Consider the following 22,839-nt stretch of genomic DNA (forward strand, 5'->3'; position numbering starts at 1 on the left):
CAGTCAGGGGGAAAAGGAGATTTACTATGTTTGAGATATTAAGAAAAATCTGGCGTACAGGTACGGTCACAACACGGCAGCCGCTGACTGCCGCCGCCGTTAAATTCCGGGGTAAAATAGCCGTGGACCGGACCAAATGCACCTGCTGCCAGGACTGCGTCGGGATTTGCCCCGGCGGAGCGCTGCGTCTGTTGACAGTAAACGGGCGGGAAGTTTTGGCCCTTGATCACGGCAAATGCGTATTTTGCGGCAATTGCGCCCAGGTTTGTCCGGTGCAGGCTTTGCGGATTACCAATCAGGGCTATCTTGCGGTGAAAGATAAGCGGCAGTTAGTGGAGACCGGCGAGGGGCAGGATCAGAAATTTCGCTGATTTTTCGAGAAAAGGGGAATGTGCTATAATGGAAGATGATCAAGCGTCACTGCCGCCGGCTGATTGGCAGGCCAGGCTGAAAAAGCTGCTGGGCTGTTCGCTGCATATTCGCCATGTTGACGCCGGTTCATGCAATGGCTGCGACTTTGAAATGATGGCCCTTTGCAACCCGGTTTATGACGTGCAGCGCTTTGGCATTGAATTTGTGGCTTCGCCGCGTCATGCCGATATGCTGCTGGTTACCGGGGGCGTAACCCGGCATTTGGCGGAAGCGTTAAAAAAGACCTATCAGGCTGCCGCCGCGCCCAAGCTGGTGGTGGCCGTCGGCTCCTGCGCCTGCAGCGGCGGCATTGCCGGGCAATCGTATGCCAATGCCGGCGGTGTTGATAAAATCGTGCCGGTGGATGTCTATATCCCCGGCTGCCCGCCCCGGCCTGCCGCTTTACTTGAAGGAATTTTGCTGGCGCTCAACCGGGTCTGAAGCCATTCGCGCCAATGGGCTTTGGCGGCTGCGCAGGGCGGGGCTGCCGGTCAAGTGAAAAGTGTTTGGAACGGAGGTAAGAATTTGAATTTAGAATTACAGCGGTTTAAAGCTGACTTCTTTAAAGCCCTGTCTCATCCCCTTCGCATTCGCATTCTTGAATTGTTGTCGGAAGGCGACAAAAATGTCAATGAACTGCAAACCCTGATTGGGAGCGAAGGCTCTGCCGTTTCCCAGCAACTGGCCGTTTTGCGCAGTAAAAACATTGTTTTCGGCACAAAAGACGGTAATAAGGTAACCTATTCGCTGCGTGATCCAATGCTGATCGAGCTGTTAACCGTGGCAAAACATATTTTCAATAATCATCTGATTGATACCATCAGTATGCTGGACCGCTTTAATGAAGATCAGGCTTAGGTCCGGAGCGGCGGCAAAAACAGACGCAGGTCATTCGGCCTGGGTCTGTTTTTGCCTATGGTCGGGTTCCGCATAAATATTTTTGCAATAAGATTGACGAATAAATTGGTCTGGTATTACAATATAATTAATACCGGACTGGTACGGTATTAATTATAGAGAGGGGGTGTAATGTGCAACTTAATCAGGCGACTGACTATGCTTTTCGGGTGCTGCTGCATCTGGCCGCTGTACCGGAGCATATTGTAAGCGGCCAGACCATTGCCGAGCAGCAGAATATCCCCCCGCAGTTTTTACAAAAAATTATGAGATCCTTGACCAAGGCCGGTCTGGTTAAGTCGCATCGTGGCGCTGAAGGCGGGTATGAGCTGGCCCGGGCGGCGGCGGCCATTACATTGCTTGATGTGATTGAGGCGATGGAAGGGGCTGTTTCGCTGAACCGCTGTCTGGCCGATCAAAATGCCTGCACTCGCTGCTGCCCCAGGGTCTGTACTGTACACAGAGCGTTGGGCCGGATTCAACAACAGTTTTTGGCGTCGCTGCATCAGGTCAATTTTGCCGACTTGGTGCAAGAGCAAGAAGGAGAGGTGGAGAGTAGGATATGAGTGAAGTATTGTTAGCCAGGTGGCAGTTCGGTATTACCTCGGTATACCACTTTTTATTTATTCCGCTGACCTTAGGATTATCCTTAATGATCGCCATTATGGAAACTATGTATGTGCGGACCAATAATGAGCTGTATAAGAAGATGACCAAGTTCTGGGGCAAGCTGTTTCTGCTCAATTTCTCGATGGGAGTTGTAACCGGTATCGTGCAGGAGTTTCATTTCGGCATGAACTGGTCGGAATATTCCCGCTTTATGGGCGATATATTTGGCGCTCCCCTGGCCATGGAGGCGCTTACGGCCTTTTTTCTGGAGTCGACTTTTCTGGGAATCTGGATTTTCGGCTGGGACAGATTGTCCAAGAGGCTGCATGCCGCCTGTATTTGGATTGTGGCCTTTGCCAGCAATTTATCGGCTTACTGGATTCTCGTAGCCAATTCTTTCATGCAGCATCCGGTTGGCTATGCCATCAATAACGGCCGGGCTGAGATGACTGACTTTTTTGCCCTGATTTCCAATCCTTACGTATTATATCAATTGCCGCATACCATACTGTCGGGCGTGGTCACAGCCGGTATTTTCGTGCTGGCGGTCAGCGCTTATCATTTGCTTAAGGGTACCCATCTGGAGGTGTTCCGGACTTCATTTAAATTTGGACTGGTGTGGGCCATTGCCGGTGTTTTTGCCGTAATGGGCAGCGGCCATTTACAAACGCAGTTTGTGGCTAAAGCCCAGCCGATGAAACTGGCGGCCAGCGAGGCGCTGTGGGAATCGGCTGATCCGGCGCCATTTGCCATTGCTGCGGTGATTGATGAAAAAAATCAAAAAAACAGTTTTGAAATTGGCGTGCCGGGTGCGCTGACCTTACTGGCCCATGATTCTTTCCGGGGCGAGATTAAGGGCATCAAAGAACTGCAGGCCGCCGCCGCCGCTAAGTACGGGCCGGGAAACTATATTCCCGATGTTACCGCCCTGTTCTGGAGTTTCCGGACGATGATCGCCGCAGGCATGGTGATGGCAGCGGTTACGCTGGTGTGCGGCTGGTTATGGTTTAGAGGAAAACTGGAAAGTTACCCGCTGGCTTTAAAAGCAATGCTGTGGATGCTGCCGCTGCCCTATATTGCCAATTCGGCCGGCTGGTTTGTTACCGAGGCTGGCCGCCAGCCCTGGATGGTGATCGGCTTGCAGAAAGTTGCCCAGGCGGCCTCGCCGAATGTTACGGCAGCCGAGATCTGGCTGTCAATGACCGGCTTTACTTTGATTTATGGTATATTGGCTGTGGCGGCCGTGTATTTGGCCGTTAAGTTTGTCAAACAGGGACCGGTGGATCAGCAGCCCAGCGCGCCTGCGCCGGCAAAGGGGGCGACACTATGGAGTTAGATGTTTTGTGGTTTATCCTGATTGGCGTTTTGTTTACCGGGTTCTTTTTTCTTGAAGGCTTTGATTACGGGGTTGGAATGCTGCTGCCGTTTCTGGGGCGGAATGATGTTGAACGGCGGGTGATTATCAATACGATCGGGCCGGTCTGGGATGGCAACGAGGTATGGATGATTACCGCCGGCGGCGCAATGTTCGCCGCATTCCCCCATTTTTATGCAACAATGTTCAGCGGGTTTTATATGGCGCTGTTTTTGCTGCTGATGGCCCTGATTGTCCGCGGGGTGGCTTTTGAATTCCGCAGTAAGGATGACAGCCCGGTTTGGCGCAGCACCTGGGACTGGCTGCTGTTTGCCGGCAGTGCGGTACCGGCGCTGTTGTGGGGGGTCGCTATTACCAATCTGATTCAAGGCGTGCCGATTAATGAAAAGATGATTTACGCCGGGAACTTTTTTGATCTGCTCAGCCCGTACACCCTGGTTGGCGGCGTTGCTTTTCTGCTGGTATTTTTGTTTCACGGGGCGCTGTTTATTACTCTCAAGGTCGAAGGGGAAATGATTGAACGGGCCAGGGCAGTCGCCTTAAGCGGCGGCGCGCTGGCGGCGGCCGCTTTTCTGGCTTGCGTCGGGCTGACCTATACCAATACCGATTTATTTGACAGTCCGCTGGGCTCGGCTGCCCTGTGGGGAGCGGTGGCGGTGTTTGTGGCCGGTTACGCTTTTACCTGGCTAAAAAAGTATGGCTGGGGTTTTGCCATGAGCGGCCTGGCCATTGCGCTCACCACCGCGGCTTTCTTTGCCGGATTATTTCCACGTCTGATGGTATCGAGCCTCAACCCGGCCTGGAGCCTTACCATTCATAATGCTTCGTCCACGCCCTATACCTTAAAGATCATGACCTTTGCCGCGCTTACCCTGGTTCCGCTGGTGCTGGCTTATCAGATTTGGACCTACTGGGTTTTTCGCAAGCGGGTAACTGCTAAACATTTAGAATACTAGTACAAGTGCTAGACCTGAAAGCTGTGTGCAGTATGCTTAGGATTCGCTGATGCTGTACGACGGCTTGAAAGAGCGGCTTATCATTAAAGGCCGCTCTTTTTGTTTAAAATATTTACTTTAAAAAGTTAATAAATAGTAGGAATTTTTCCACTATAGTCGAATGTTGTTATCTATTGACGAAGGGAAAGGTGGTTAATTGGCATGGGAATGAAATCAAGACCGCATGATATAACAAATCTGCCTGCCAGGTATCAGGACTTTTTTAATGAAATAACCGTCTTTATTCCGTACAACAGAGTTTTCGCCGATCCAATCAGAACCTACGCTTATGGCGTTGACGCCAGCTTGTACCGGATCAATCCCCGGCTGGTGGTAAAGGTCAGAACGATAGCTGAGGTCTCGGCTATTTTAAAAAATGCCGGTAAACTGGCCGTTCCGGTCACGTTCCGGGCTGCCGGCACAAGCTTATCCGGCCAGGCGCTGAGCGATTCGGTGCTGCTGGTTTTAGCCGGCGGCTGGAGCAATTACCACGTCGGTCAGGCCGGCAATACCATTTCACTGGAGCCGGGCATTATCGGCGCGGAAGCAAACGCCTATTTGAAGCCGTTTGCCCGTAAAATAGGCCCTGACCCGGCATCGATCAATTATGCCATGATTGGCGGAATGGCTGCCAATAACGCCAGCGGCATGTGCTGCGGTACAGCGGATAACAGTTATAAAACCGTCGAAAGCATGAAGCTTGTCTTTGCCGACGGCTCCTTACTGGATACGGCGGATATAAGCTCCCGCGAGCAATGGGCTGCCGCGCATCCGGCGCTTATGAACTCCATTGCGGCCATCCGCGATGAAATTAACGCCGATGAAGAGCTGCGGGCCATGATCACCCATAAATATAAAATTAAAAACACCACCGGCTATAGTCTCAACGCTTTTGTTGATTATCAGGACCCGTTTGATATTATCAGCCATTTAATGATCGGCTCGGAGGGAACGCTGGGCTTTATTGCCGAGATCACGTATCAAACAGTTGTTGACCATGCCCATAAGGCCTCGGCGCTCATGATTTTTCCCGATATGGACAGCGCCTGCCGGGCGGTCATGCGGCTGACGCGGCCGCTGGTGGCTGCGGCGGAGCTGATTGACCGGGTTTCGCTGACCTCGGTTGAAGATAAGCCGGGGATGCCTGCGTATTTAAAAACGCTTGACGCCGGCGCGACAGCCCTGCTGGTGGAAATAAGGACCGAAGAGCGGGCGGCTCTGCTTCGGCAAATCGAAGAGGTAAAAGGGCTGCTGGCCGACATAACAACCGTGTTTCCGATTGAGTTTACCGATATCAAGGCCGAGTATGAAAAGCTTTGGAAGATCAGGGCCGGCGTATTTCCGGCGGTTGGCGGCATCCGGGAGATCGGTACATCGGTCATTATTGAGGATGTGGCCTTTCCTAAGGAAAAGCTGGCTGAGGCCGTACTGGCCCTGCGAGAATGCATGAACAAGCATGGTTATGAGAGCGGGATCATTTACGGACATGCTCTTGACGGCAATGTTCACTTTGTCTTTACCCAGGCGTTTAATACCCAGGCCGAGTATGACCGTTACCAGTTGTTCCTGGAAGAAGTCTGCGCAATGGTGGTCAATCAGTATGACGGTTCACTGAAGGCCGAGCACGGCACTGGCCGCAATATGGCGCCGTTTGTCGAGCTGGAATGGGGGAAAAAAGCCTATTCCTTTATGCAGCGCTTAAAACAGGCCTTTGATCCGGCAAAATTAATTAATCCCGAGGTGATTATTACCGATAATCCCAATCTGTTTATGGAAAACCTCAAGCCGATGCCCAAGACGCATGAGGTGATTGATAAGTGTATTGAGTGCGGCTACTGTGAGCTGAACTGTCCGTCGCACAATCTGACCAGTACGCCGCGGCAGCGGATTGCCGTTCAGCGGGAGATCGCCAGACTGGAAAAATCGGGCGAGGATCCTGTCCGGCTGCAGCGCTTTATCGAGGATTATGCCTATTTTGGCGACGAGACCTGCGCAACGGACGGTTTATGTGAGACCACCTGTCCGGTGGGCATTAATACCGGAACGTTTACGAAAGCTAAACGGTCCGTCCGGGTTACGCCGCAGGCCAAAAAGATTGCCAAATTTTTGGCGGCAAACTTCGCCGGTATTACGACAATGGCCAAACTGGGCCTGGGCGGTGTACATTTGGCCCATTCGGTGCTTGGCACCTGCGGTATGACAGGCCTTGCCTCCGGTATCCGCACGTTAAGCGGCAACCGGATTCCCCAATGGAATAAGTGGCTGCCGCGGGGCGGCGCGGCGCCGGTAGCGTCCGGCCGTAACCGGGAAAGCCGGTTGAAGGCGGTGTATTTTCCCAGCTGCTTAACCAGGATGATGGGGCCGGCCAAGGAAGATCCTGATCAGCGGCAGCTTAGCGCCGTGATGTTATCCCTGCTGGATAAAGCCGGTTATCAGGTGATCTATCCGGCGGCAATGGATAAATTGTGCTGCGGCATGCCGTTTGAAAGCAAAGGATATTTTGAAGCCGCCGATCAATTAAGCAGGGAGCTGGAAGCTGCGCTGCTGGCCTGCAGCAACAATGGCGAGTATCCGGTACTCTGTGATACCAGCCCCTGTGTATACCGGATGAAGCGGGTCATGGATAAACGTTTAACGATATTTGATACCGTTGATTTTATTCATGACAAGCTGCTGCCCAAGCTGGAGCTGGTTAAGTCGCCGGAAACGGTGGCCATTCATGTCACCTGCAGCGCCACCAAGATGGGACTGGCCGATAAGTTCAGGACTATTGCCCAGGCTTGCGCGGCCAAGGTAATCGTGCCGGAAAAGGTGAGATGCTGCGGCTTTGCCGGCGATAAGGGCTTCGAAGTGCCTGAGCTAAACGAGTCTGCGCTGGAGCATCTCAAGGAAGCTTTGCCGGCTGACTGCAAATGCGGTTACTCCAACAGCCGGACCTGTGAAATCGGCCTGGCCAATACCGCGGGCCTGAGTTATCAGTCGATTGCCTATCTTGTGGATCAATGCGCCAGATAATTTTATAAAAATATATTTAAGGCCGGAGTAATCCGGCCTTAAATATATTACAATATAGTTATTATGTCAGAGAAAGGTGATGGAGGAATGCGTTCGGAGTTATTGCTGAAGCTGACCGGAAAATATAATGAGCAGGATAAGGAGCATTTTAAACAAGTAGAGCTTACCGGACCTCATGATTATGTGCTGATAGAACTGTACAAGGAGCAGCGGCAGGCTAACCCCGACATGAGCAGGGTTACTCCTGAACTGGTACAGCTGGAGGAAAAGCTGTTTATGCTGGCCGTAAAAAAGCTGCAAAATCAGGGCTTGATCAGCGGTGCGGTACTGGAAAGCGATGAAAACGGGATGCCGTATGCTGTGGATCTGACCGGCGTCAAATTGACGCCAGCCGGTGTCGCCTATGAGCGGCATTTAGGTTAGAAAGGCCGGCGGGAGGATGATAGACCGGCGTCTTATGGAGGAAATGAAGAAATGCCGTCAGCGGTTTTTTATGCTGATCGGCTTAAGTGCAGGCAGCGGCGTGCTGGTTATTTTACAGGCCGATTATCTCACAAAAATCATTGACGGCGTGTTTTTGGGCGGCCTGGATCTGGCTGCGGTCTGGCCCTGGCTGCTCGCGCTGCTGGGAATCATGCTGTTCAGGGCAGTGCTTATCTGGCTGAATGAGATCTGCGCTCACCGGCTGGCGGCAACCATCAAAAGCAGTGTACGGGAACGGCTGGCCCGGCAGCTTCTGACTCTGGGGCCGACGCAGGTGCATGGCGAGCAGTCCGGAGAAATGGTCAACTTGCTGGTTGAGGGGGTAGAAAACATTGAGCCTTATTTTGCCAGGTTTCTGCCGCAACTGGTGGTGGCCGCAGTCATTCCGTTACTGGTCCTGGGCGTTGTCACGCCGCTGGATACTACCACGGCCCTGATTTTACTGGTTACGGCACCGCTGATTCCCTTGTTTATGGTACTGATTGGCCGGGCGGCGAATGAACTGAATAAGCGGCAGTGGGCTACGCTTTCCAAGCTTAGCGCGCACTTTCTGGATGTACTGCAAGGGTTGACCACTTTGAAAATTTTCGGGCGCAGTACCGAACAGGCCCGGGTCATTGCCCGGCTGAGCAATGACTTTCGCGATATTACACTTAGTGTGTTGAAGGTGGCGTTTTTATCGGCTCTGGTGTTGGAACTGGCCGCTACGATCAGTACGGCGCTGGTGGCGGTTACGGTTGGGCTGCGGCTGCTGTATGTTAAGCTGACATTTAGTCAGGCTTTCTTTTTACTGCTGCTGGCGCCGGAATTTTACCTGCCGATGCGGCAGCTGGGCGGCAGCTTTCATGCCGGTATGGCCGGGACTGCCGCAGCCGACCGGATTTATCAGCTGCTTAACCGGCCGGTGCGTTCAAGCCGGCGGGGTACTGTTGAGCTGGCCGATCCGGCTAAGCTGGCAGTGGAATTTAAGGGGGTTACTTTCGCTTATCAAAATGGCGAACGGCCGGCTTTGAGCGGCTTTGACCTAACGCTGACGCCGGGGGAGCACGTGGCTCTGGTCGGCCCCAGCGGAGCCGGAAAAAGTACGGTGGCCAATCTGCTGCTGGGCTTTATTGAACCACAGGCCGGGGCCATAATGGTTAACGGCGCCGATATTACCCGGCTGGAGCTGTCGGCGTGGCTGAAACACCTTGCTTATGTGCCGCAGTCCGCTCATTTGTTTTATGGGACTGTGGCCGATAATATCCGGCTGAGCCGGGCGGAGGCCTCCCAGGCGGAAGTGGAGGCAGCGGCGGCTGCCGCCGGAGCTCATGCGTTTATTACCGGTTTGCCGCAGGGCTACAATACCATTGTCGGGGAAGGGGGGCAGGGCTTAAGCGGCGGTGAGAAACGCCGTCTGGCCATTGCCAGAGCCTTTTTAAAAGATGCCCCGTTTTTAATTTTGGATGAAGCTACCGCAGGTTTGGATGCCCGTCACGAGCAGGAGATCCAATTGGCGCTGGACCGCTTGATCAGCGGCCGTACGGTGTTGATGATTGCTCACCGGTTGAGTACGGTATACAAGGCGGATAAGATTGTTGTGGTCAGCCGGGGGCAGGCTGCGGAGCAAGGCCGCCATAAGGAATTACTGGACCGGCAGGGGTTGTACTATCAGTTGGTAACTGCATTCCGAGGTGAATTATGAGAACTGCACTGCGTCTAATCAGGATTATGCTGCCGGTCTGGCCGGTAATGCTGGCGGCGGCGGGCTTTGGCTGGCTGACTATTGCCGCCAATATCGGCCTGATGGCAACTTCCGCCCTGCTCATTGCCACTGCCGCTCTCCATCCGTCGGTGGCCGAACTGTCGGTGGCTATTGTGGGCGTCCGGTTTTTTGGGGTGTCCAGAGCAATTTTTCGCTACCTTGAACGGTATATCGCCCATGATGCCACCTTTAAGCTGCTTGGCCGAATCAGAAGCTGGTTTTTTACCCGGCTGGAGCCGCTGGCCCCGGCCAGGCTGCAGGCGTGGCAAAGCGGGGAGCTGTTTAGCGCCATTGTCGGCGATGTGGAAACGCTGAAAGACTTTTATTTGCGGGTTCTGGCTCCGCCGCTGATTGCTGTATTGATTTTGCTGGGTATGGTTGTGTTTTTGCAGCAGTTTTCGTCTGGCCTGGCGCTGCTCTTAGCTGGCGCGTTTGTTTTTGCCGGTATCCTTATGCCGCTCCTGGTCCGCTGTTTGAACCGCGGCAGCGGCGCTGAACTGGTGGCTGTCCGGGCGGAGCTGAATGCTTATTTGGCTGATACGGTCAATGGTATTGCCGAACTGGCGGCTTTTGACCGCAAAGAAAGCCAGCTGGCAGGGATCGGCCGTATCCAGGAGCGGCTGACGGCACTGCAGGGAAAGGTTGCCGCCGTGAGCGCCCTGACGGAGGCCTCGGGCAATCTGACCATGAATTCGGCGTTATGGTGGACGCTTTGCATTACCATTCCCCTGGTTCACAGCGGCCAGGTCGCGGGGGTATATCTGCCGGTGCTGGCCCTGGCTGTTCAAAGCAGCTTTGAGGCTGTGCTGGTACTGCCAATGGCGGTTCATCACCTGGCGGAAAGTCTCGCTGCCGCCAGGCGGCTGTTCGCTATTGCCGATACGGCGCCCGCCGTCCGGCCGCCGGCTGCCGCTGCCTGCTTACCGGCTTCCAGCGGGCTTATTGTCCGCAATGTTTCGTTTGAATATGATGCCTGGGGGCAGGTTTTGCACGATGTTTCGTTTGATTTGCCGCCCGGCAAACGGCTGGCTATTGTTGGGCCGAGCGGCGCGGGAAAAAGCACAATCGTTCATTTGCTGCTCAGATTCTGGGAGTATGACAGCGGGCGGATTACACTGGGCGGGACAGATTACCGCACCTTGCCGCCGGAGGAAATCCGGTCGGTGTTCAATGTTGTTTCTCAGCAAACGCATATTTTTAATGCCAGTATCCGGGACAACATTTTAATTGCCCGGCCGTCGGCCGGTGAGGAGGAGCTTAAGGCCGCCGTGCAGGGCGCTGCCTTGACTGCGTTCATCGCCGCTCTGCCGCAGGGGCTGGATACGGCTGTCGGCCATAACGGCCAGGCTTTGTCCGGCGGTCAGCGGCAGCGGATTGCCATCGCCCGGGCTTTATTGAAAGCTGCGCCGGTGGTATTGCTGGACGAACCGACTACCGGGCTGGATGCAGTGACAGAAAAGCAAATCATGGCAACGCTGGCCGGGTTAGGCCGGGACCGGGCAACCCTGTTGATTACCCACCGGCTGACCGGCCTGGAAACAATGGATGAGATTTTAGTGCTCGAAGCGGGCCGGGTGGCTGAACGGGGCAGGTTTTCAGAGCTGATAGCCGGCAAAGGCTTGTTTTACCGGCTGTACAATTTACAGTAACAGTTTACATTATTTACCTTGACCTCCGGTGATTTTGTGGTAAGGTATTACTATGGGAGGCGAGCGAATGGCCGAATATACATATGAAGTGGATAAGGAATGCCCGTTATGCAGTAAATCCTTTACCGTAACCAAAATGAAATCGCGCTTGATCAAAATGAAACAGGATACTGATTTTTGCACTTATTATAAAGACATCAACCCTTATTATTATTCCATCTGGGTTTGCCCGCATTGCGGGTATGCTGCGCCGGATACCCAGTTTGATGATATCAGCCCGGTGGCGAGGGAAAAACTGATTAAATTTTTAACCGGACGGCAGGTGGGTGTGAATTTTTGCGGCGTCAGAACACGTGAGCAGGCAGTCGCCACGTATAAGCTGGCTGTTTTTTATAGTCAGCTGCTGGACGCCGCCGATAGCAGGCTGGGCGGCCTGTACCTTAAAATGGCCTGGCTGTATCGCGAGGCCGGTGAAACGGGTCACGAACAGCTCGCTTTGGAGAATGCCGTCAAGCATTATGAGCAGGCTTTGCTGCGTGAGCGGCTGCCGGCCGGCAATATGACGGAAACCACCCTGGGGTATTTGGTGGGCGATTTATTCCGGCGAACCGGCAATATTGATCAGGCGGTTGCCTATTTAAATAAGATTGTCTCAAACCAGCAGGCCAAAGTAGCGGAACGTAATATCTACAATCTGGCCCGGCAGGTGTGGCAGGAAATCCGCGAGTCGAAAAAAAATGCAGCGGTTGGCGAAGCAACTGAGCAGTAACCGGACGAGCGGATTGCCGGTGTAAGTCAGGGGCTGTGGAAAACGTAACGTTTTCCACAGCCCTTTTTGTCATTCTGCTGTTATGTTGGTAAATCAAGCTGAACAGAGGACCGGCAGATCTTATTGATAAAAAACTATCTTATTTTTAATAAAAAATGAAAAAATACTATCAAAAATTATTGAATTTTTTAGTTGAATCGACTAGAATAAAATTGCAATAAGACATCAGGTTTTGGATGCAAGGTGATAGCATCGTATCAATTTTGGGAATGTTCCGTCAATATGAGTGGGCGGAAAAATCAGTTCATAGGTGGTGGAATGATGATGCAGCCAATCATGATCGGGGTAGATATTGGTACAACAGGAGTTCGCTCGGTAGCATACCGGCTGGACGGCAGTTCTACAGCCACAGCCACAGAAGAATATCCGCTGTTTACTGATCAGACCGGCGTCGCCGAACAAGAAGCTGATGCCGTTATGATGGCAATGGAAGCGGTAATTACCCGAACGGTGAATTTGCTTGGCGGGGAATTAAAACAAGTGCGGGGACTGGCGCTTAGTTCAGCATTGCACAGTCTTTTGGCAATTGCCGCTGACGGCCGGCCGCTGACCCGTTTAATGACCTGGGCCGATACGCGGGGCCAGATTTATTTGGCGGAACTTAAGCGGAACCTTGACGCTGCAGCCGTTTACCGGCGAACCGGCTGTCCTTTGCATCCCATGTATCCCTTGCTGAAAATCTACTGGCTCAGGCAAAAGCGGCCGGAACTGTTCAACCAAGCGGCCTGGTTCGGTTCAGTCAAGGATTATGCGTTTCACCGCCTGACCGGCAAACGGGTGGTGGACCGTTCAATTGCCAGCGGCAGCGGCTTATATGATTTATTCTCACTGAAATGGGATGAGGAAATTCTGGCTTTACTGGGCATCCCGGAAGACAAGATGCCAACCGTTGCTGCCACAACCACCAGACATGGTTTGGCTCCGGCGCAGGCGGAGCGGCTGGGCTTGCCGGGCGGTTTGCCGGTAGTGATCGGCGCAGGCGACGGTATGCTGGCTAATGTAGGCGTGGGAGCGGTGAAAGCCGGTCAGATTAATATTACCATTGGTACCAGCGGCGCAATCAGAATGGCGGCGGACCAGCCCAGGACGGATGAAAAAGGCCGGACCTGGTGTTATAATCTGGCGGAAGGCCGGTGGATGCTGGGCGGAGCGATCAATAACGGCGGCATTTCCTTTCGCTGGATCAGAGACAAGTTTGCCGAGACTGAACAGCGGGTTGCTGAAAAGCTGGGGCTGGATTCTTATCGTTTATTGGCTGACTATGCCCAAAAAGTGCCGGCCGGCGCTAACGGACTGATTCTGTTGCCGTTTTTCACCGGCGAGCGGGCGCCGAACTGGAATGCGAATGCCCGGGGGGTTCTGTTTGGCTTGACGCTGAATCATGATAAACGCCATATGATTCGCGCTGTGCTGGAAGGCATTTGCTACCGGATGAAAAGTGTACTGTTGTCGCTGGAGGAAATTACCGGCAAGGCTGAGGAAATTCGGGTAAGCGGCAGCTTTACGCGTTCCGAGGTGTGGCTGCAGATTCTGGCCGATGTTCTGGGACGGGAAATTTTACTGCCCAATGTGGAAGAAGGGGCGGCGTTCGGTGCGGCAATTCTGGGTTTTTACTCTTTGGGCCTGCTGTCCGGAATTGACGTCGCCGCCGATATGGCCGGCATTCGCAAAACCTTTGTTCCGGAGCAGAGCAATCAGGCTACTTATGAAAAGCTGTATGAGCTGTATGAACAAATTTATTGGAATCTGCAGGACCAATTCCAACTGGTTGCTGATTATCAACGCAGTGAAACGGGGAAGGAGCAAAGGTAAATGGCGGTTATTTTAACTACCCCGCGCTCTTTTGCCGGTTGTAAAAGGGCCCGGGATTTACTGCAACAGGCCGGACACGAGGTGCGGGTGCAAACAGCGGCCAAGCCTTATACCGCAAATGAATTGCTTCCGGTAATCCAAGGGGTCGACGCCCTCATTGCCGGACTTGACGAAATCAACAGCGAGGTAATTAAGGCCGGTGCGCCCACACTGAAAGTAATTGCCCGCAATGGCGCCGGCTATAATAATATTGATACGGAGGCTGCCCGTAGATACGGAGTGCTTGTTACTGTAACGCCGGGGGCTAACAGCATTTCCGTCTGCGAGCTGGCTTTTGCCCTGATGATGGCTTTAGCCCGCAAAGCGCATTTGATGGACGGCAATATCCGCCAAGGGCAATGGCTGAGGGTTCCGGGAAGTGAACTGTTTGAAAAAACGCTGGGCGTGCTGGGCACCGGCGCCATTGGCAGCGAACTGATCAAACGGTGCCGGGCTTTCGGCATGAAGGTGCTGGCTTATGATTTATTTCCTAACGAGGAACTTAGCCGCAATTACGCCGTTACTTATACCAATCTGGAGACCATTTACCGGGAGGCTGATTATCTCTCGCTGCACCTGCCGTCCACGGCGCAGACGGACAGGATGATTAACGCCGGCGCGATTGCGCTGATGAAAAAGGAAGCAACAATCATTAATACGGCGAGAGGAGAGCTCATTGACGAGGCGGCATTGCTGGCGGCTTTGGAAAGCGGACGACTGGCCGGAGCCGGATTGGATGCTTTTACGCATGAGCCGTTTACTGATCAGCGGTTTTTTCACCTGGATAATGTGATTATGACTCCGCATAGCGGCGCTTATACCGCCGAGTCGGTTGAACGCACTTCGGCGGCGGCGGCTGAAGAAGTGCTGAGAGTACTGGCAGGGCGAAAGCCTTTGCATGCGATTTGTTGACAAAGGGTGCAAGTTACGCTGCCCTGAAAAGCTGGCTGGGCAAGCAAACGAACGCGCGGTTATTGTCGCCGATGATAACCGCCGGGAAAAGAGGAATTGAAATTGGGCAAACAGCAAGTACTTGAACGGATTTGCGAGTCGGGCTTAGTTGCGGTAGTAAGAGCGGAAACCGGCGATCAGGCCAAGCGGATTGCAGAGGCTTGCCTGGCCGGCGGTCTGCAGGCAATTGAAGTGACTTACACGGTGCCTGGCGCGCATCATATTATAGAAGAATTGGCCAAGGCTTATTCGGCCGAGGAATTAATTATTGGGGCAGGTACGGTGCTTGATCCCGAGACCGCCCGCATTTCAGTACTCAGTGGAGCGCAGTATATTGTCTCACCCTGCTTGAATGCCGAAACGGTAAGGCTGGGCAACCGTTATCAGGTACCGGTTATGGCCGGCGCTATGACCATTAAGGAAATAGTGGAATGCATGGAGGCGGGCGCCGATGTGATTAAATTATTCCCTGGTGAGTTATTTGGCCCGGCCATGGTTAAGGCCGTCAAAGGACCTTTGCCGCAAGCTCCGATTATGCCGACCGGCGGGGTTAATGCCGGCAATGTTCAGGACTGGATTAAGGCCGGCTGTGTAGCGGTTGGCGCCGGCGGCAGCCTGACGGCTGGCGCTAAGACCGGCGATTATGCCGCAATTACCGCAACGGCCCGGCAGTTTCTCGCCGAAATTGCCAAGGCCCGTTTAGCCGGCCGGTAGCAGGCTGCGCTTTTTTGCGGACACAGTACCTGTTTCGTAAAAACTTAAGCACGAACAAGCCTCATGTTATCTTGATAACAGGAGGCTTGTTTACTTTAAAGGTGATGTGTTTGCTGCAGTTTACCTGGGCGTTTGCAGAATTATGCGGACCGTCCCTTCCCGCACGCCTACTGCCTTTGCGACTAGCGCTTCCGCCATTTGCAGCCGCAGAGACAGGAGCTCTGCGGGGAGTTTCTCATAAAGGGCGTCAATGAGAAAATCCATAATCAGCAGGATAAAACTCAGTGCGGTTTGGGGGTCGGGTACATTAAAGTCATTACGGACCCTGCCTTCTTCAATGATCGTCAGCCCCAAAGGTGTGAGCAGGAGTTTGACGCCGTGAACCAGTTTGTTTTTAATATGTAAATTCTGCTCATGGTATACGGTGTTTAGCAGTACCTCGCCATGAGCTTGGACATTTTTAATTACGGTACTGATCATAAATCCCAGCTTCTCCGCCGGGGGAGCATTGGAAGAAGCCATGACTTTAACCTCGGAAAGGAAGCTAGTGACCTGACGGTTGAGCAGCGCTTCGAGGATTTCCTCTTTGGACTTAAAGTAGTAGTAGAACATTCCCTGCGTAACGCCCATTTTTTTAGCAATGTCACTAACGGTTGTTCCCAAATATCCTTTAACGGTAAATAAATGTTCAGCTGTATCCAAAATCTCCTTAATTCGGATCTGCGGATCTTGTGCAGGTCTGGCCATAGTACACCTCAATTGTTTAAATGTCTTTAAATTATAAATCCTGTCCGAAATTTTTTCAAGCCTTAATTTTTGACAGGCTTTGAAAGCCAGTTCCGTAAAACGAAGCCGCCGGATTGCAGGCTTCGGGAAAAAGACCTGATTTGCCGGACTCCAAGCGGACAGCCTTCACTACGGGACAAAAAGAGCTGCACGTTTTCGCGGCAGCCCTCTTAACCATGATGCCGTACAATGTAGGAATGCTTTCAGGCCTGTCCGGATAAAAAATTGATCGTTAGCCGGAGTGATGAATAGGGAATTTCCGGAAAATAGCGAATATAGTGTTAAGAATAACAAAGGGGGTAATTTCCATGAGCAGGAAGATTTTGTTGTTAACCGGAGATTGTGCTGAAGATTATGAGGTTAAAGTTCCTCAGCAGGCGCTGGCCATGCTGGGTTACCAGGTTGATGTGGCTGCGCCGAATAAAAAAGCCGGCGATTTTTTGCAACTGGTCGTCCATGATTTTACTAACCTTGATACTTATATTGAGCTTACCGGTCATCGTATTGCGGTGGACATCCCGGCGGCCGAGGTTAAAGCCGGCGAGTATGCGGGTCTGGTCATACCGGGGGGACGGGCGCCGGAGTATATCCGGATGTATGATGAAGCCATCAGCATTGTCCGGAATTTTTTCGCCGCGGACAAGCCGGTTGCGGCAGTTTGCCACGGACCGCAGCTCTTGGCTCCGGCTAATGTTCTGGCCGGCTATACGGTAACTTCCTATCCGGCCTGCGCAGCCGAATGCCGGATTGCCGGAGCCGAGTGGCGGGACAGCCCTGTCGTGGTCAGCAAAAATCTGGTTACGGCCCAGGCCTGGCCAAATCATCCGGAATGGCTGCGGGCGTTTGTAGAGCTGCTGGGGGCAAAAATCAGCATATAAAGCCTTAGGGGTTAGAAGGCTGTCACAACACGTTTTTAAGAGTGCAGGTAAAAGGGGCCGGAGCGGCAGAGCACGATCTCCCGCTCCCCGGGGGAACTTAAGGCTTACAAAGACAAGGAGAGACAGGTCCCTTGTTTGCTTTTGCAAACGAGGGACCTGTCTCCCCTGTTTGAATACCGCTTTCAGGCATTGCCGGCAAGCGGTCCGCCGGGCAGCCCCTTTCGCTTATTCTTCCGTATAAGCGGCGGCAATTTCGCCGAAATACATGGTATGGTACCCTTCAACGCTATATTTAACGGCGTCAATTTCCGGCGACAGATGTTGATTGGTCATCGTTTGCTTATAGACGATTTTGCATTCATAGTGCAGGCTGCAGCCGGCGATTAGCGGAGTTTTGCCTTTCCGCCCAGGCAGGGTGGCAAGGCCGGCGGCGGCAATTTTATCCAAATCGCGGCCGGATTTTGTCCCGCACAGCGCCAGGGCTTCCTTCATTCCCTTCAGCGGAATGCTGACGGTAAATTCATCGCTTTGCTCAATAAGCTGATAGGTATAACGGGAAGGACGCACCAGCACCGTAAAGATCGGTTTAGCCCAAATTGAGCCGATGGAACCCCAGGCAATGGTCATCGTATTTACCCGCCCGTCTACGGCAGTGGTCAAAAACGCGCCTTTGCTTACCCCTTCAATTGCCTGTTCGGCATACTGGTTGTAACTGATTTCCTTAATCATTGCCATAACCTCCCTGATGGATTCAAGTAATTATAAGACAATACTGCACCGACCCTGAATTCTGCAGCTGCTGACGGACGGTTTTTCCGTAATCCTGCGTTGTCGTCAATTGGCATACGCTCGGCAGGCCTCATTCCTCTGCAGTTTCAAAATCAGCACAATACTAGTATAGCCGATCAGGCCTGATTTTGCATCTTTCTTAAGCGCGGCAAAAAAGCCCGCACAGGGGCGCTTTGCTCCGGTTTTTAACTGTTGTTTTGCTGAAAGCCGAGCATAAAGTCACGCAGGGCCTGGCAGCTTTTCCGGGTTACGGCGTTATAAACAGAGGCCCGGAGGCCGCCCACCGAACGGTGCCCTTTCAAGCCGCCCAAGCCGGCTTGGGCGGCCTGGGCCACAAAGGTTTGCTCAAGTTCCTCATTAGGCAGCCTGAAGGTAATGTTCATCAGTGAACGGCTGTCTGGCTCGGCGTGGCCGCGGTAATAGCCGCCGCTTTGGTCGATCGCATCGTAGATTAAGCCTGCTTTGGCCCGGTTTTGTTTTTCGATGCCGGCAAGTCCGCCTTGCGCCTTGATCCAGCGCAGGACAAGATGAATCATATACACGCCGAAGGTTGGCGGGGTATTGTACAGGGAATCGTTTTTGGCATGGGTGCTGTAGCGCAGCATGGTCGGGATGGCGCCGGGGCTGTTTTCCAGTAAATCCTGGCGGATAATGACAATGGTAACGCCGGCCGGACCAAGATTTTTTTGCGCGCCGGCGTAAATCAAAGCGAATTTTGAGGCGTCAAAAGGCTTACAGAGAATATCGGAGGACATATCGGCGATCAGTGGAATATCGCCAAAGGAGGGAAATTCAGCCCACTGCGTACCGAAAATTGTATTGTTGGAGGTAAGGTGAATATAGGCGGGGCTGGCGCTTGGTTTTATTTCGGCCAGGCCGGGCACGCGCCGGTAATTTTCTCCGGCAGTGGTTGCCGCAACATGCGTCTGCCCAATGAGCTGCGCTTCCTTCAACGCTTTTTCCGACCAGGAACCGCTTAAAATATAGTCGGCAGTCTGCCCTTGCGGCAGGAAATTGAGCGGAACCATTGCAAACTGTAGACTGGCGCCGCCTTGCAGGAATAAGACCCGGTAGTTTTCACCCAGCCCCAGCAGCTCTTTTAAATTGGCTTCGGCTTCGGCGTTTACCTGCTCATAAGGTTTGGAGCGATGGCTGATTTCGAGAATGGACATGCCTGTATTGTTAAAATTTAGTAGTTCAGCCTGGGCTTGTTGCAATACGTCAAGGGGCAGTGCGGCCGGACCGGCGTTAAAGTTATGAATACGCGTTGTCAAGGTAATACCTCCCGGATATGTAAAAATTAAGACTTTTGTTTTATTCTAACCGCAGTTTTCGGATTAAGCAACAGGAAACTTATTGGAGTGCTATCTTTATTTTTCAGCAATGTTTTTGCCAAAGACACACTTGACTTTTGAATAGGGATAAAATATAATCAAAATCAAGTCAATGGAATAATAGCGGCTCGAAGTGTTAATTGCTTCGAACTGCTGACATGATGAGAGGGAAGTTTTTTGCTTATGTTCCTCAGAGAGCCGGCGGGCGGTGCGAGCCGGAGAACAAAGCAGATAATTCCGCCCTGGAGTGGCTAATGATGAATTTTGCCGGGTTCCGCCCGATACAGCGGTCTGGAGTTGGCCGTAAGGCATAAACTGGGTGGCAACGCGGGATTGAACGTCTCGCCCCAATATTGGGGCGGGGCTTTTTTATGTTTGGCCAGGATTCATGCGGCGTTTATTTTACCGCAAGGTGCGCAAAGCACCCGCAAAGGACGGCGAAATGCGTTGCGTATCGATCATTACAAGGGGAGTGTTATGGGTGAAGGTTTTAGTTTGTGACGGTGTATCAGAACAGGGCGTGGCGATGTTAAGCAAAGAGTTTGCCGTGGAGGTTAAAAAAAAGCTTAGTCCCGAGGAATTACTGGCGATTATTCCTGCGTATGACGCCTTAGTTGTGCGCAGCGAAACTAAAGTTACCAAAGCCGTTCTGCAGGCGGCCGAAAGGCTCAAGGTAATCGGGCGGGCCGGCGTAGGTGTTGATAACATTGACGTCGAGGCTGCGACGCAAAAGGGCGTCATTGTACTTAATGCCCCCGAAGGCAATACCATTGCGGCAACCGAACATACGGTGGCGATGATGCTTTCGCTGGCCCGGAATATTCCCGCTGCACATGCCTCGATGAAAAATCGCGAGTGGCAACGCAGCAAATATGTGGGCGTGGAAATGCGGGGGAAAACGCTTGGCGTAGTCGGGCTTGGCCGGATCGGCAGCGGCGTCGCCAAACGGGCGGTGGCGCTGGAGATGAAAGTCATCGCCTATGATCCCTATATCAATGCCGAACATGCCAAAAATCTTGGTATTGAACTGGCTTCCGTCGATGATATCCTGGCGCAGGCTGATTTTATCACTTTCCATATGCCGTTAACAGCGCAAACCAAATATCTGGTTAATAAAGAAGCCCTTGCCAAAATGAAGCCGGGCGTCAGGTTGATCAATTGCGCCCGCGGGGGAATTATTGATGAACTTGCCCTGGCCGAAGCGCTGCAAAATGGCGCGGTGGCCGGCGCTGCCATTGATGTATTTGAACAGGAGCCGGTTGATCCGGGCAGCCCGCTGCTGGGCCTGGACAATATTGTGCTTACGCCTCATCTGGGAGCGTCAACGGCTGAAGCCCAGGTCGGCGTAGCGGTGGATGTGGCCTATGGAATTATTGCCGCCTTGCGGGGTGAGCCGGTGACGACCGCGGTAAATATGGCTCCGGTTGCGCCGCATGTGCTTAAATTAATCAAACCGTACTTTAACCTGGCTGAACGAATGGGGTGTACAGCCGTTAATCTGGCAGACGGACCAATTACCGGGATTGATGTCGAATATCATGGCGATATTACCGAAGTTGATACAAAAATGCTGACAACGGCCGTGCTTAAGGGGTTATTAAATCCGATTTTACAGGAAGCCGTCAATTATGTAAATGCGCCCGGTCTGGCCAAAGCCCGCAATATCCGGGTAAAAGAAGTGAAAAATAAGGAGGCCGCCAATTTTGCCAATTTACTGACCGTGAAAGTGACTACCGCCCAGGGCGGGCATTTGGTGCAAGGCACTTTATTCGGCGAGGAAGAACGGATTGTAAATATTGACGGCCATCGGGTCGACGTTGATCCGCGGGCGCGCATTGTCATTTGCCCGCACATTAACCGGCCGGGGGTAATCGGAACGGTAGGAACACTGCTGGGGGAAGCCGGTATCAATATTTCCGGCATGCAGGTCGGTAAAACAGACGTGTCGGGCACCAATATTATGGTATTGACTGTTGACAATGACATTCCGGCGGCTGTTTTAGAAAAGGTAACGGCAATTGACGGCATTTTTGGCGCTAAGCTGATTAATTTTAATACCATCTAAGGAGGATTTCTATGGCGATATTAAAACCCTTTCGGGGGTTAAGACCTGTTGCGGAGCTGGCTCAGCAGGTCGTTTCCCCGCCCTATGATGTTTTGGATTCAGAGGAGGCCCGGCAGCTAACAGCCAAAAACCGCTATAGTTTTTTGCGAGTGACCAAAGCAGAGGTGGATTTACCGTCCGATATTGATGTGCATTCGCCGCAGGTATACCGGCAGGCCCGCCAAACGTTGCAACAGTTGATGCGTGACGGGATTCTGCTGCAGGATGAACAACCTTGCTTCTATATCTATAAGCAGCAGATGGGCGATCATTGCCAGGTTGGCTTGGTAGCCGCGGCATCGGTGGCCGAATATCAGCAAAATATTATCAAAAAGCATGAATTAACCAGACCGGATAAAGAACAGGACCGGGTGGACCATATTACGGCAACGGAAGCCCAAACCGGCGCTGTTTTTCTGACATATCACGCCGACCGGCGGATAAATCGGCTGATTGCCGATGGGATGAAGGCTGAACCGGTTTATGATTTTACCACGGAGGACGGAATTGGCCATACCCTGTATGTAGTGTCCGATCCGGCTAAAATCCAGGCGATTGAGGAGGCTTTTGCCCAAATTAACTTCCTTTATATAGCGGATGGACATCATCGTTCGGCGGCGGCCGGAAGAGTGGCCGATGCTTGTAAAGGCAATAATCCGAACCATACCGGCCAGGAAGAGTACAATACTTTTCTGACCGTGGTATTTCCGCACGATATGATGTATATTATGGATTATAACCGTGTGGTAACCGATTTGAACGGTTTGTCGCCAGCCGAGTTTTTAGAGCGGGCAGCGGAGAAATTCACGCTTGTTCCCAGTTGCGGCGGCGCGGTAAAACCAGGGAAACCACATGCCTTTGGGCTCTATCTTAATCATGGCTGGTATGAACTGGCGGCCAAACCCGGGACGTTTGCCGCCGATCATCCGGTTGAGTGTCTCGATGTCAGCATTCTGCAGAACAATCTGTTACATCCAGTCCTGGGCATTGAAGACCCCAGGACGGATCAAAGGATTCATTTTGTCGGCGGGATACGCGGAATGGCGGAACTTGAGCGATTGGTCGACAGCGGCAAATATGCCCTGGCATTCGCGCTTTATCCCACCTCAATTGAGCAATTAATGGCAATTGCCGATGCCGGGCAAATCATGCCGCCTAAGTCTACCTGGTTTGAACCGAAGCTGCGGGATGCAATGGTTGTCCATTTAACGCCTCTGGCTGAATATCTGCACCGCAATAAAGAGTAGCCGTACGGCTACTCTTTATTGATTAATAAATATTTGAAAGATTATTTGGAATGGATTGTATTGAGCAGGAATTGGGCTGTCGCTGCCATAAATATACAAGTATTCAAGCTGGCAGAGCACCCGCAGGGATAAGGCTGCCGGGATCGCACAAAATAGGATAGCGGGCCAGAATCAACGT

20 protein-coding genes are annotated in these 22,839 nt (G+C 52.6%); 17 read left to right on the forward strand and 3 right to left on the reverse strand.

What is annotated here, in order from left to right; translation table 11 throughout:
- Positions 1-26: 26 nt before the first annotated feature.
- The 14 genes from BLR06_RS19475 (at position 27) to BLR06_RS06625 (ending at position 15,523) form a co-directional block, all read left to right on the forward strand.
- The gene (locus tag BLR06_RS19475; RefSeq protein ID WP_092070215.1) at positions 27-371 is read left to right on the forward strand and encodes a 4Fe-4S dicluster domain-containing protein; all 345 of its coding nucleotides are present in this window, start codon (positions 27-29) and stop codon (positions 369-371) included.
- A 28-nt stretch (positions 372-399) separates the two neighbouring features.
- Complete coding sequence (locus BLR06_RS19480; protein ID WP_092070218.1) at positions 400-852, forward strand: NADH-quinone oxidoreductase subunit B family protein; 453 nt, start codon at positions 400-402, stop codon at positions 850-852.
- A gap of 84 nt (positions 853-936) precedes the next feature.
- The gene (locus tag BLR06_RS06570; RefSeq protein WP_092070220.1) at positions 937-1,269 is read left to right on the forward strand and encodes an ArsR/SmtB family transcription factor; all 333 of its coding nucleotides are present in this window, start codon (positions 937-939) and stop codon (positions 1,267-1,269) included.
- Between the two features lie 173 nt (positions 1,270-1,442).
- Positions 1,443-1,874 (forward strand): RrF2 family transcriptional regulator, encoded by a 432-nt coding sequence (locus BLR06_RS06575; protein ID WP_092070223.1) that lies wholly within the window; start codon positions 1,443-1,445, stop codon positions 1,872-1,874.
- Entirely contained in the window at positions 1,871-3,253 is a 1,383-nt protein-coding gene (locus BLR06_RS06580; RefSeq protein ID WP_092070226.1) for a cytochrome ubiquinol oxidase subunit I, read from the forward strand. The genes BLR06_RS06575 and BLR06_RS06580 overlap by 4 nt, the downstream gene beginning before the upstream one ends.
- Complete coding sequence (gene cydB / locus BLR06_RS06585; RefSeq protein WP_092070229.1) at positions 3,244-4,248, forward strand: cytochrome d ubiquinol oxidase subunit II; 1,005 nt, start codon at positions 3,244-3,246, stop codon at positions 4,246-4,248. Before BLR06_RS06580 ends, cydB begins: the two co-directional genes overlap by 10 nt.
- Before the next feature lie 201 nt (positions 4,249-4,449).
- Positions 4,450-7,302 (forward strand): FAD-binding and (Fe-S)-binding domain-containing protein, encoded by a 2,853-nt coding sequence (locus BLR06_RS06590; protein WP_092070232.1) that lies wholly within the window; start codon positions 4,450-4,452, stop codon positions 7,300-7,302.
- 87 nt (positions 7,303-7,389) lie between these two features.
- Positions 7,390-7,725, forward strand: a complete 336-nt coding sequence (locus BLR06_RS06595) for a YjcQ family protein (protein WP_092070235.1) — start codon at positions 7,390-7,392, stop codon at positions 7,723-7,725.
- 16 nt (positions 7,726-7,741) lie between these two features.
- Positions 7,742-9,469: a thiol reductant ABC exporter subunit CydD gene (cydD, locus tag BLR06_RS06600; RefSeq protein WP_092070238.1), complete on the forward strand. Its 1,728-nt coding sequence runs from the start codon at positions 7,742-7,744 to the stop codon at positions 9,467-9,469.
- Complete coding sequence (gene cydC / locus BLR06_RS06605; RefSeq protein ID WP_092070241.1) at positions 9,466-11,178, forward strand: thiol reductant ABC exporter subunit CydC; 1,713 nt, start codon at positions 9,466-9,468, stop codon at positions 11,176-11,178. Before cydD ends, cydC begins: the two co-directional genes overlap by 4 nt.
- Positions 11,179-11,245: 67 nt before the next feature.
- On the forward strand, positions 11,246-11,947 hold the full coding sequence (locus BLR06_RS06610; protein ID WP_092070244.1) for a DUF2225 domain-containing protein: 702 nt from the start codon (positions 11,246-11,248) through the stop codon (positions 11,945-11,947).
- A gap of 321 nt (positions 11,948-12,268) precedes the next feature.
- A complete protein-coding gene (locus tag BLR06_RS06615; protein WP_092070247.1) occupies positions 12,269-13,819 on the forward strand; it encodes a gluconokinase in 1,551 nt (516 codons plus the stop codon).
- Positions 13,820-14,770, forward strand: a complete 951-nt coding sequence (locus tag BLR06_RS06620; RefSeq protein WP_092070250.1) for a phosphoglycerate dehydrogenase — start codon at positions 13,820-13,822, stop codon at positions 14,768-14,770.
- A 102-nt stretch (positions 14,771-14,872) separates the two neighbouring features.
- Positions 14,873-15,523, forward strand: coding sequence for a bifunctional 2-keto-4-hydroxyglutarate aldolase/2-keto-3-deoxy-6-phosphogluconate aldolase (locus tag BLR06_RS06625; RefSeq protein ID WP_092070252.1), 651 nt, complete (start codon positions 14,873-14,875; stop codon positions 15,521-15,523).
- A 120-nt stretch (positions 15,524-15,643) separates the two neighbouring features.
- On the opposite strand, the gene BLR06_RS06630 is transcribed toward BLR06_RS06625, so the two are convergent.
- Entirely contained in the window at positions 15,644-16,270 is a 627-nt protein-coding gene (locus BLR06_RS06630) for a TetR/AcrR family transcriptional regulator (RefSeq protein ID WP_092070255.1), read from the reverse strand.
- 347 nt (positions 16,271-16,617) lie between these two features.
- On the opposite strand from BLR06_RS06630, the gene BLR06_RS06635 reads away from it, so the two are divergent.
- Positions 16,618-17,187: a DJ-1/PfpI family protein gene (locus tag BLR06_RS06635; protein WP_092070258.1), complete on the forward strand. Its 570-nt coding sequence runs from the start codon at positions 16,618-16,620 to the stop codon at positions 17,185-17,187.
- A gap of 225 nt (positions 17,188-17,412) precedes the next feature.
- Here the strand turns inward: BLR06_RS06635 and BLR06_RS06640 are convergent, their stop codons facing one another.
- Both BLR06_RS06640 and serC read right to left on the reverse strand, forming a co-directional pair.
- Complete coding sequence (locus BLR06_RS06640; RefSeq protein ID WP_092070261.1) at positions 17,413-17,916, reverse strand: flavin reductase family protein; 504 nt, start codon at positions 17,914-17,916, stop codon at positions 17,413-17,415.
- Positions 17,917-18,161: 245 nt separating this feature from the next.
- A complete protein-coding gene (gene serC / locus BLR06_RS06645; protein WP_092070264.1) occupies positions 18,162-19,250 on the reverse strand; it encodes a 3-phosphoserine/phosphohydroxythreonine transaminase in 1,089 nt (362 codons plus the stop codon).
- 541 nt (positions 19,251-19,791) lie between these two features.
- On the opposite strand from serC, the gene serA reads away from it, so the two are divergent.
- Together serA and BLR06_RS06655 are read left to right on the forward strand one after the other, a co-directional pair.
- A complete protein-coding gene (serA, locus tag BLR06_RS06650) occupies positions 19,792-21,375 on the forward strand; it encodes a phosphoglycerate dehydrogenase (protein WP_092070267.1) in 1,584 nt (527 codons plus the stop codon).
- 11 nt (positions 21,376-21,386) lie between these two features.
- Positions 21,387-22,661 (forward strand): DUF1015 domain-containing protein, encoded by a 1,275-nt coding sequence (locus BLR06_RS06655; RefSeq protein ID WP_092070270.1) that lies wholly within the window; start codon positions 21,387-21,389, stop codon positions 22,659-22,661.
- Positions 22,662-22,839 lie beyond the last annotated feature (178 nt).

This window comes from Dendrosporobacter quercicolus, from assembly GCF_900104455.1.
Classification (GTDB): Bacteria; Bacillota; Negativicutes; order DSM-1736; family Dendrosporobacteraceae; genus Dendrosporobacter; species Dendrosporobacter quercicolus.

Coding starts and splice junctions, on each gene's coding strand:
- BLR06_RS19475 (WP_092070215.1), top strand. CDS start 27: ATGTTTGAGATATTAAGAAAAATCTGGCGTACAGGTACGGTCACAACA.
- BLR06_RS19480 (WP_092070218.1), top strand. CDS start 400: ATGGAAGATGATCAAGCGTCACTGCCGCCGGCTGATTGGCAGGCCAGG.
- BLR06_RS06580 (WP_092070226.1), top strand. CDS start 1,871: ATGAGTGAAGTATTGTTAGCCAGGTGGCAGTTCGGTATTACCTCGGTA.
- cydB (WP_092070229.1), top strand. CDS start 3,244: ATGGAGTTAGATGTTTTGTGGTTTATCCTGATTGGCGTTTTGTTTACC.
- BLR06_RS06590 (WP_092070232.1), top strand. CDS start 4,450: ATGGGAATGAAATCAAGACCGCATGATATAACAAATCTGCCTGCCAGG.
- BLR06_RS06595 (WP_092070235.1), top strand. CDS start 7,390: ATGCGTTCGGAGTTATTGCTGAAGCTGACCGGAAAATATAATGAGCAG.
- cydD (WP_092070238.1), top strand. CDS start 7,742: ATGATAGACCGGCGTCTTATGGAGGAAATGAAGAAATGCCGTCAGCGG.
- cydC (WP_092070241.1), top strand. CDS start 9,466: ATGAGAACTGCACTGCGTCTAATCAGGATTATGCTGCCGGTCTGGCCG.
- BLR06_RS06610 (WP_092070244.1), top strand. CDS start 11,246: ATGGCCGAATATACATATGAAGTGGATAAGGAATGCCCGTTATGCAGT.
- BLR06_RS06615 (WP_092070247.1), top strand. CDS start 12,269: ATGATGCAGCCAATCATGATCGGGGTAGATATTGGTACAACAGGAGTT.
- BLR06_RS06620 (WP_092070250.1), top strand. CDS start 13,820: ATGGCGGTTATTTTAACTACCCCGCGCTCTTTTGCCGGTTGTAAAAGG.
- BLR06_RS06630 (WP_092070255.1), bottom strand. CDS start 16,270: ATGGCCAGACCTGCACAAGATCCGCAGATCCGAATTAAGGAGATTTTG.
- BLR06_RS06635 (WP_092070258.1), top strand. CDS start 16,618: ATGAGCAGGAAGATTTTGTTGTTAACCGGAGATTGTGCTGAAGATTAT.
- BLR06_RS06640 (WP_092070261.1), bottom strand. CDS start 17,916: ATGATTAAGGAAATCAGTTACAACCAGTATGCCGAACAGGCAATTGAA.
- BLR06_RS06655 (WP_092070270.1), top strand. CDS start 21,387: ATGGCGATATTAAAACCCTTTCGGGGGTTAAGACCTGTTGCGGAGCTG.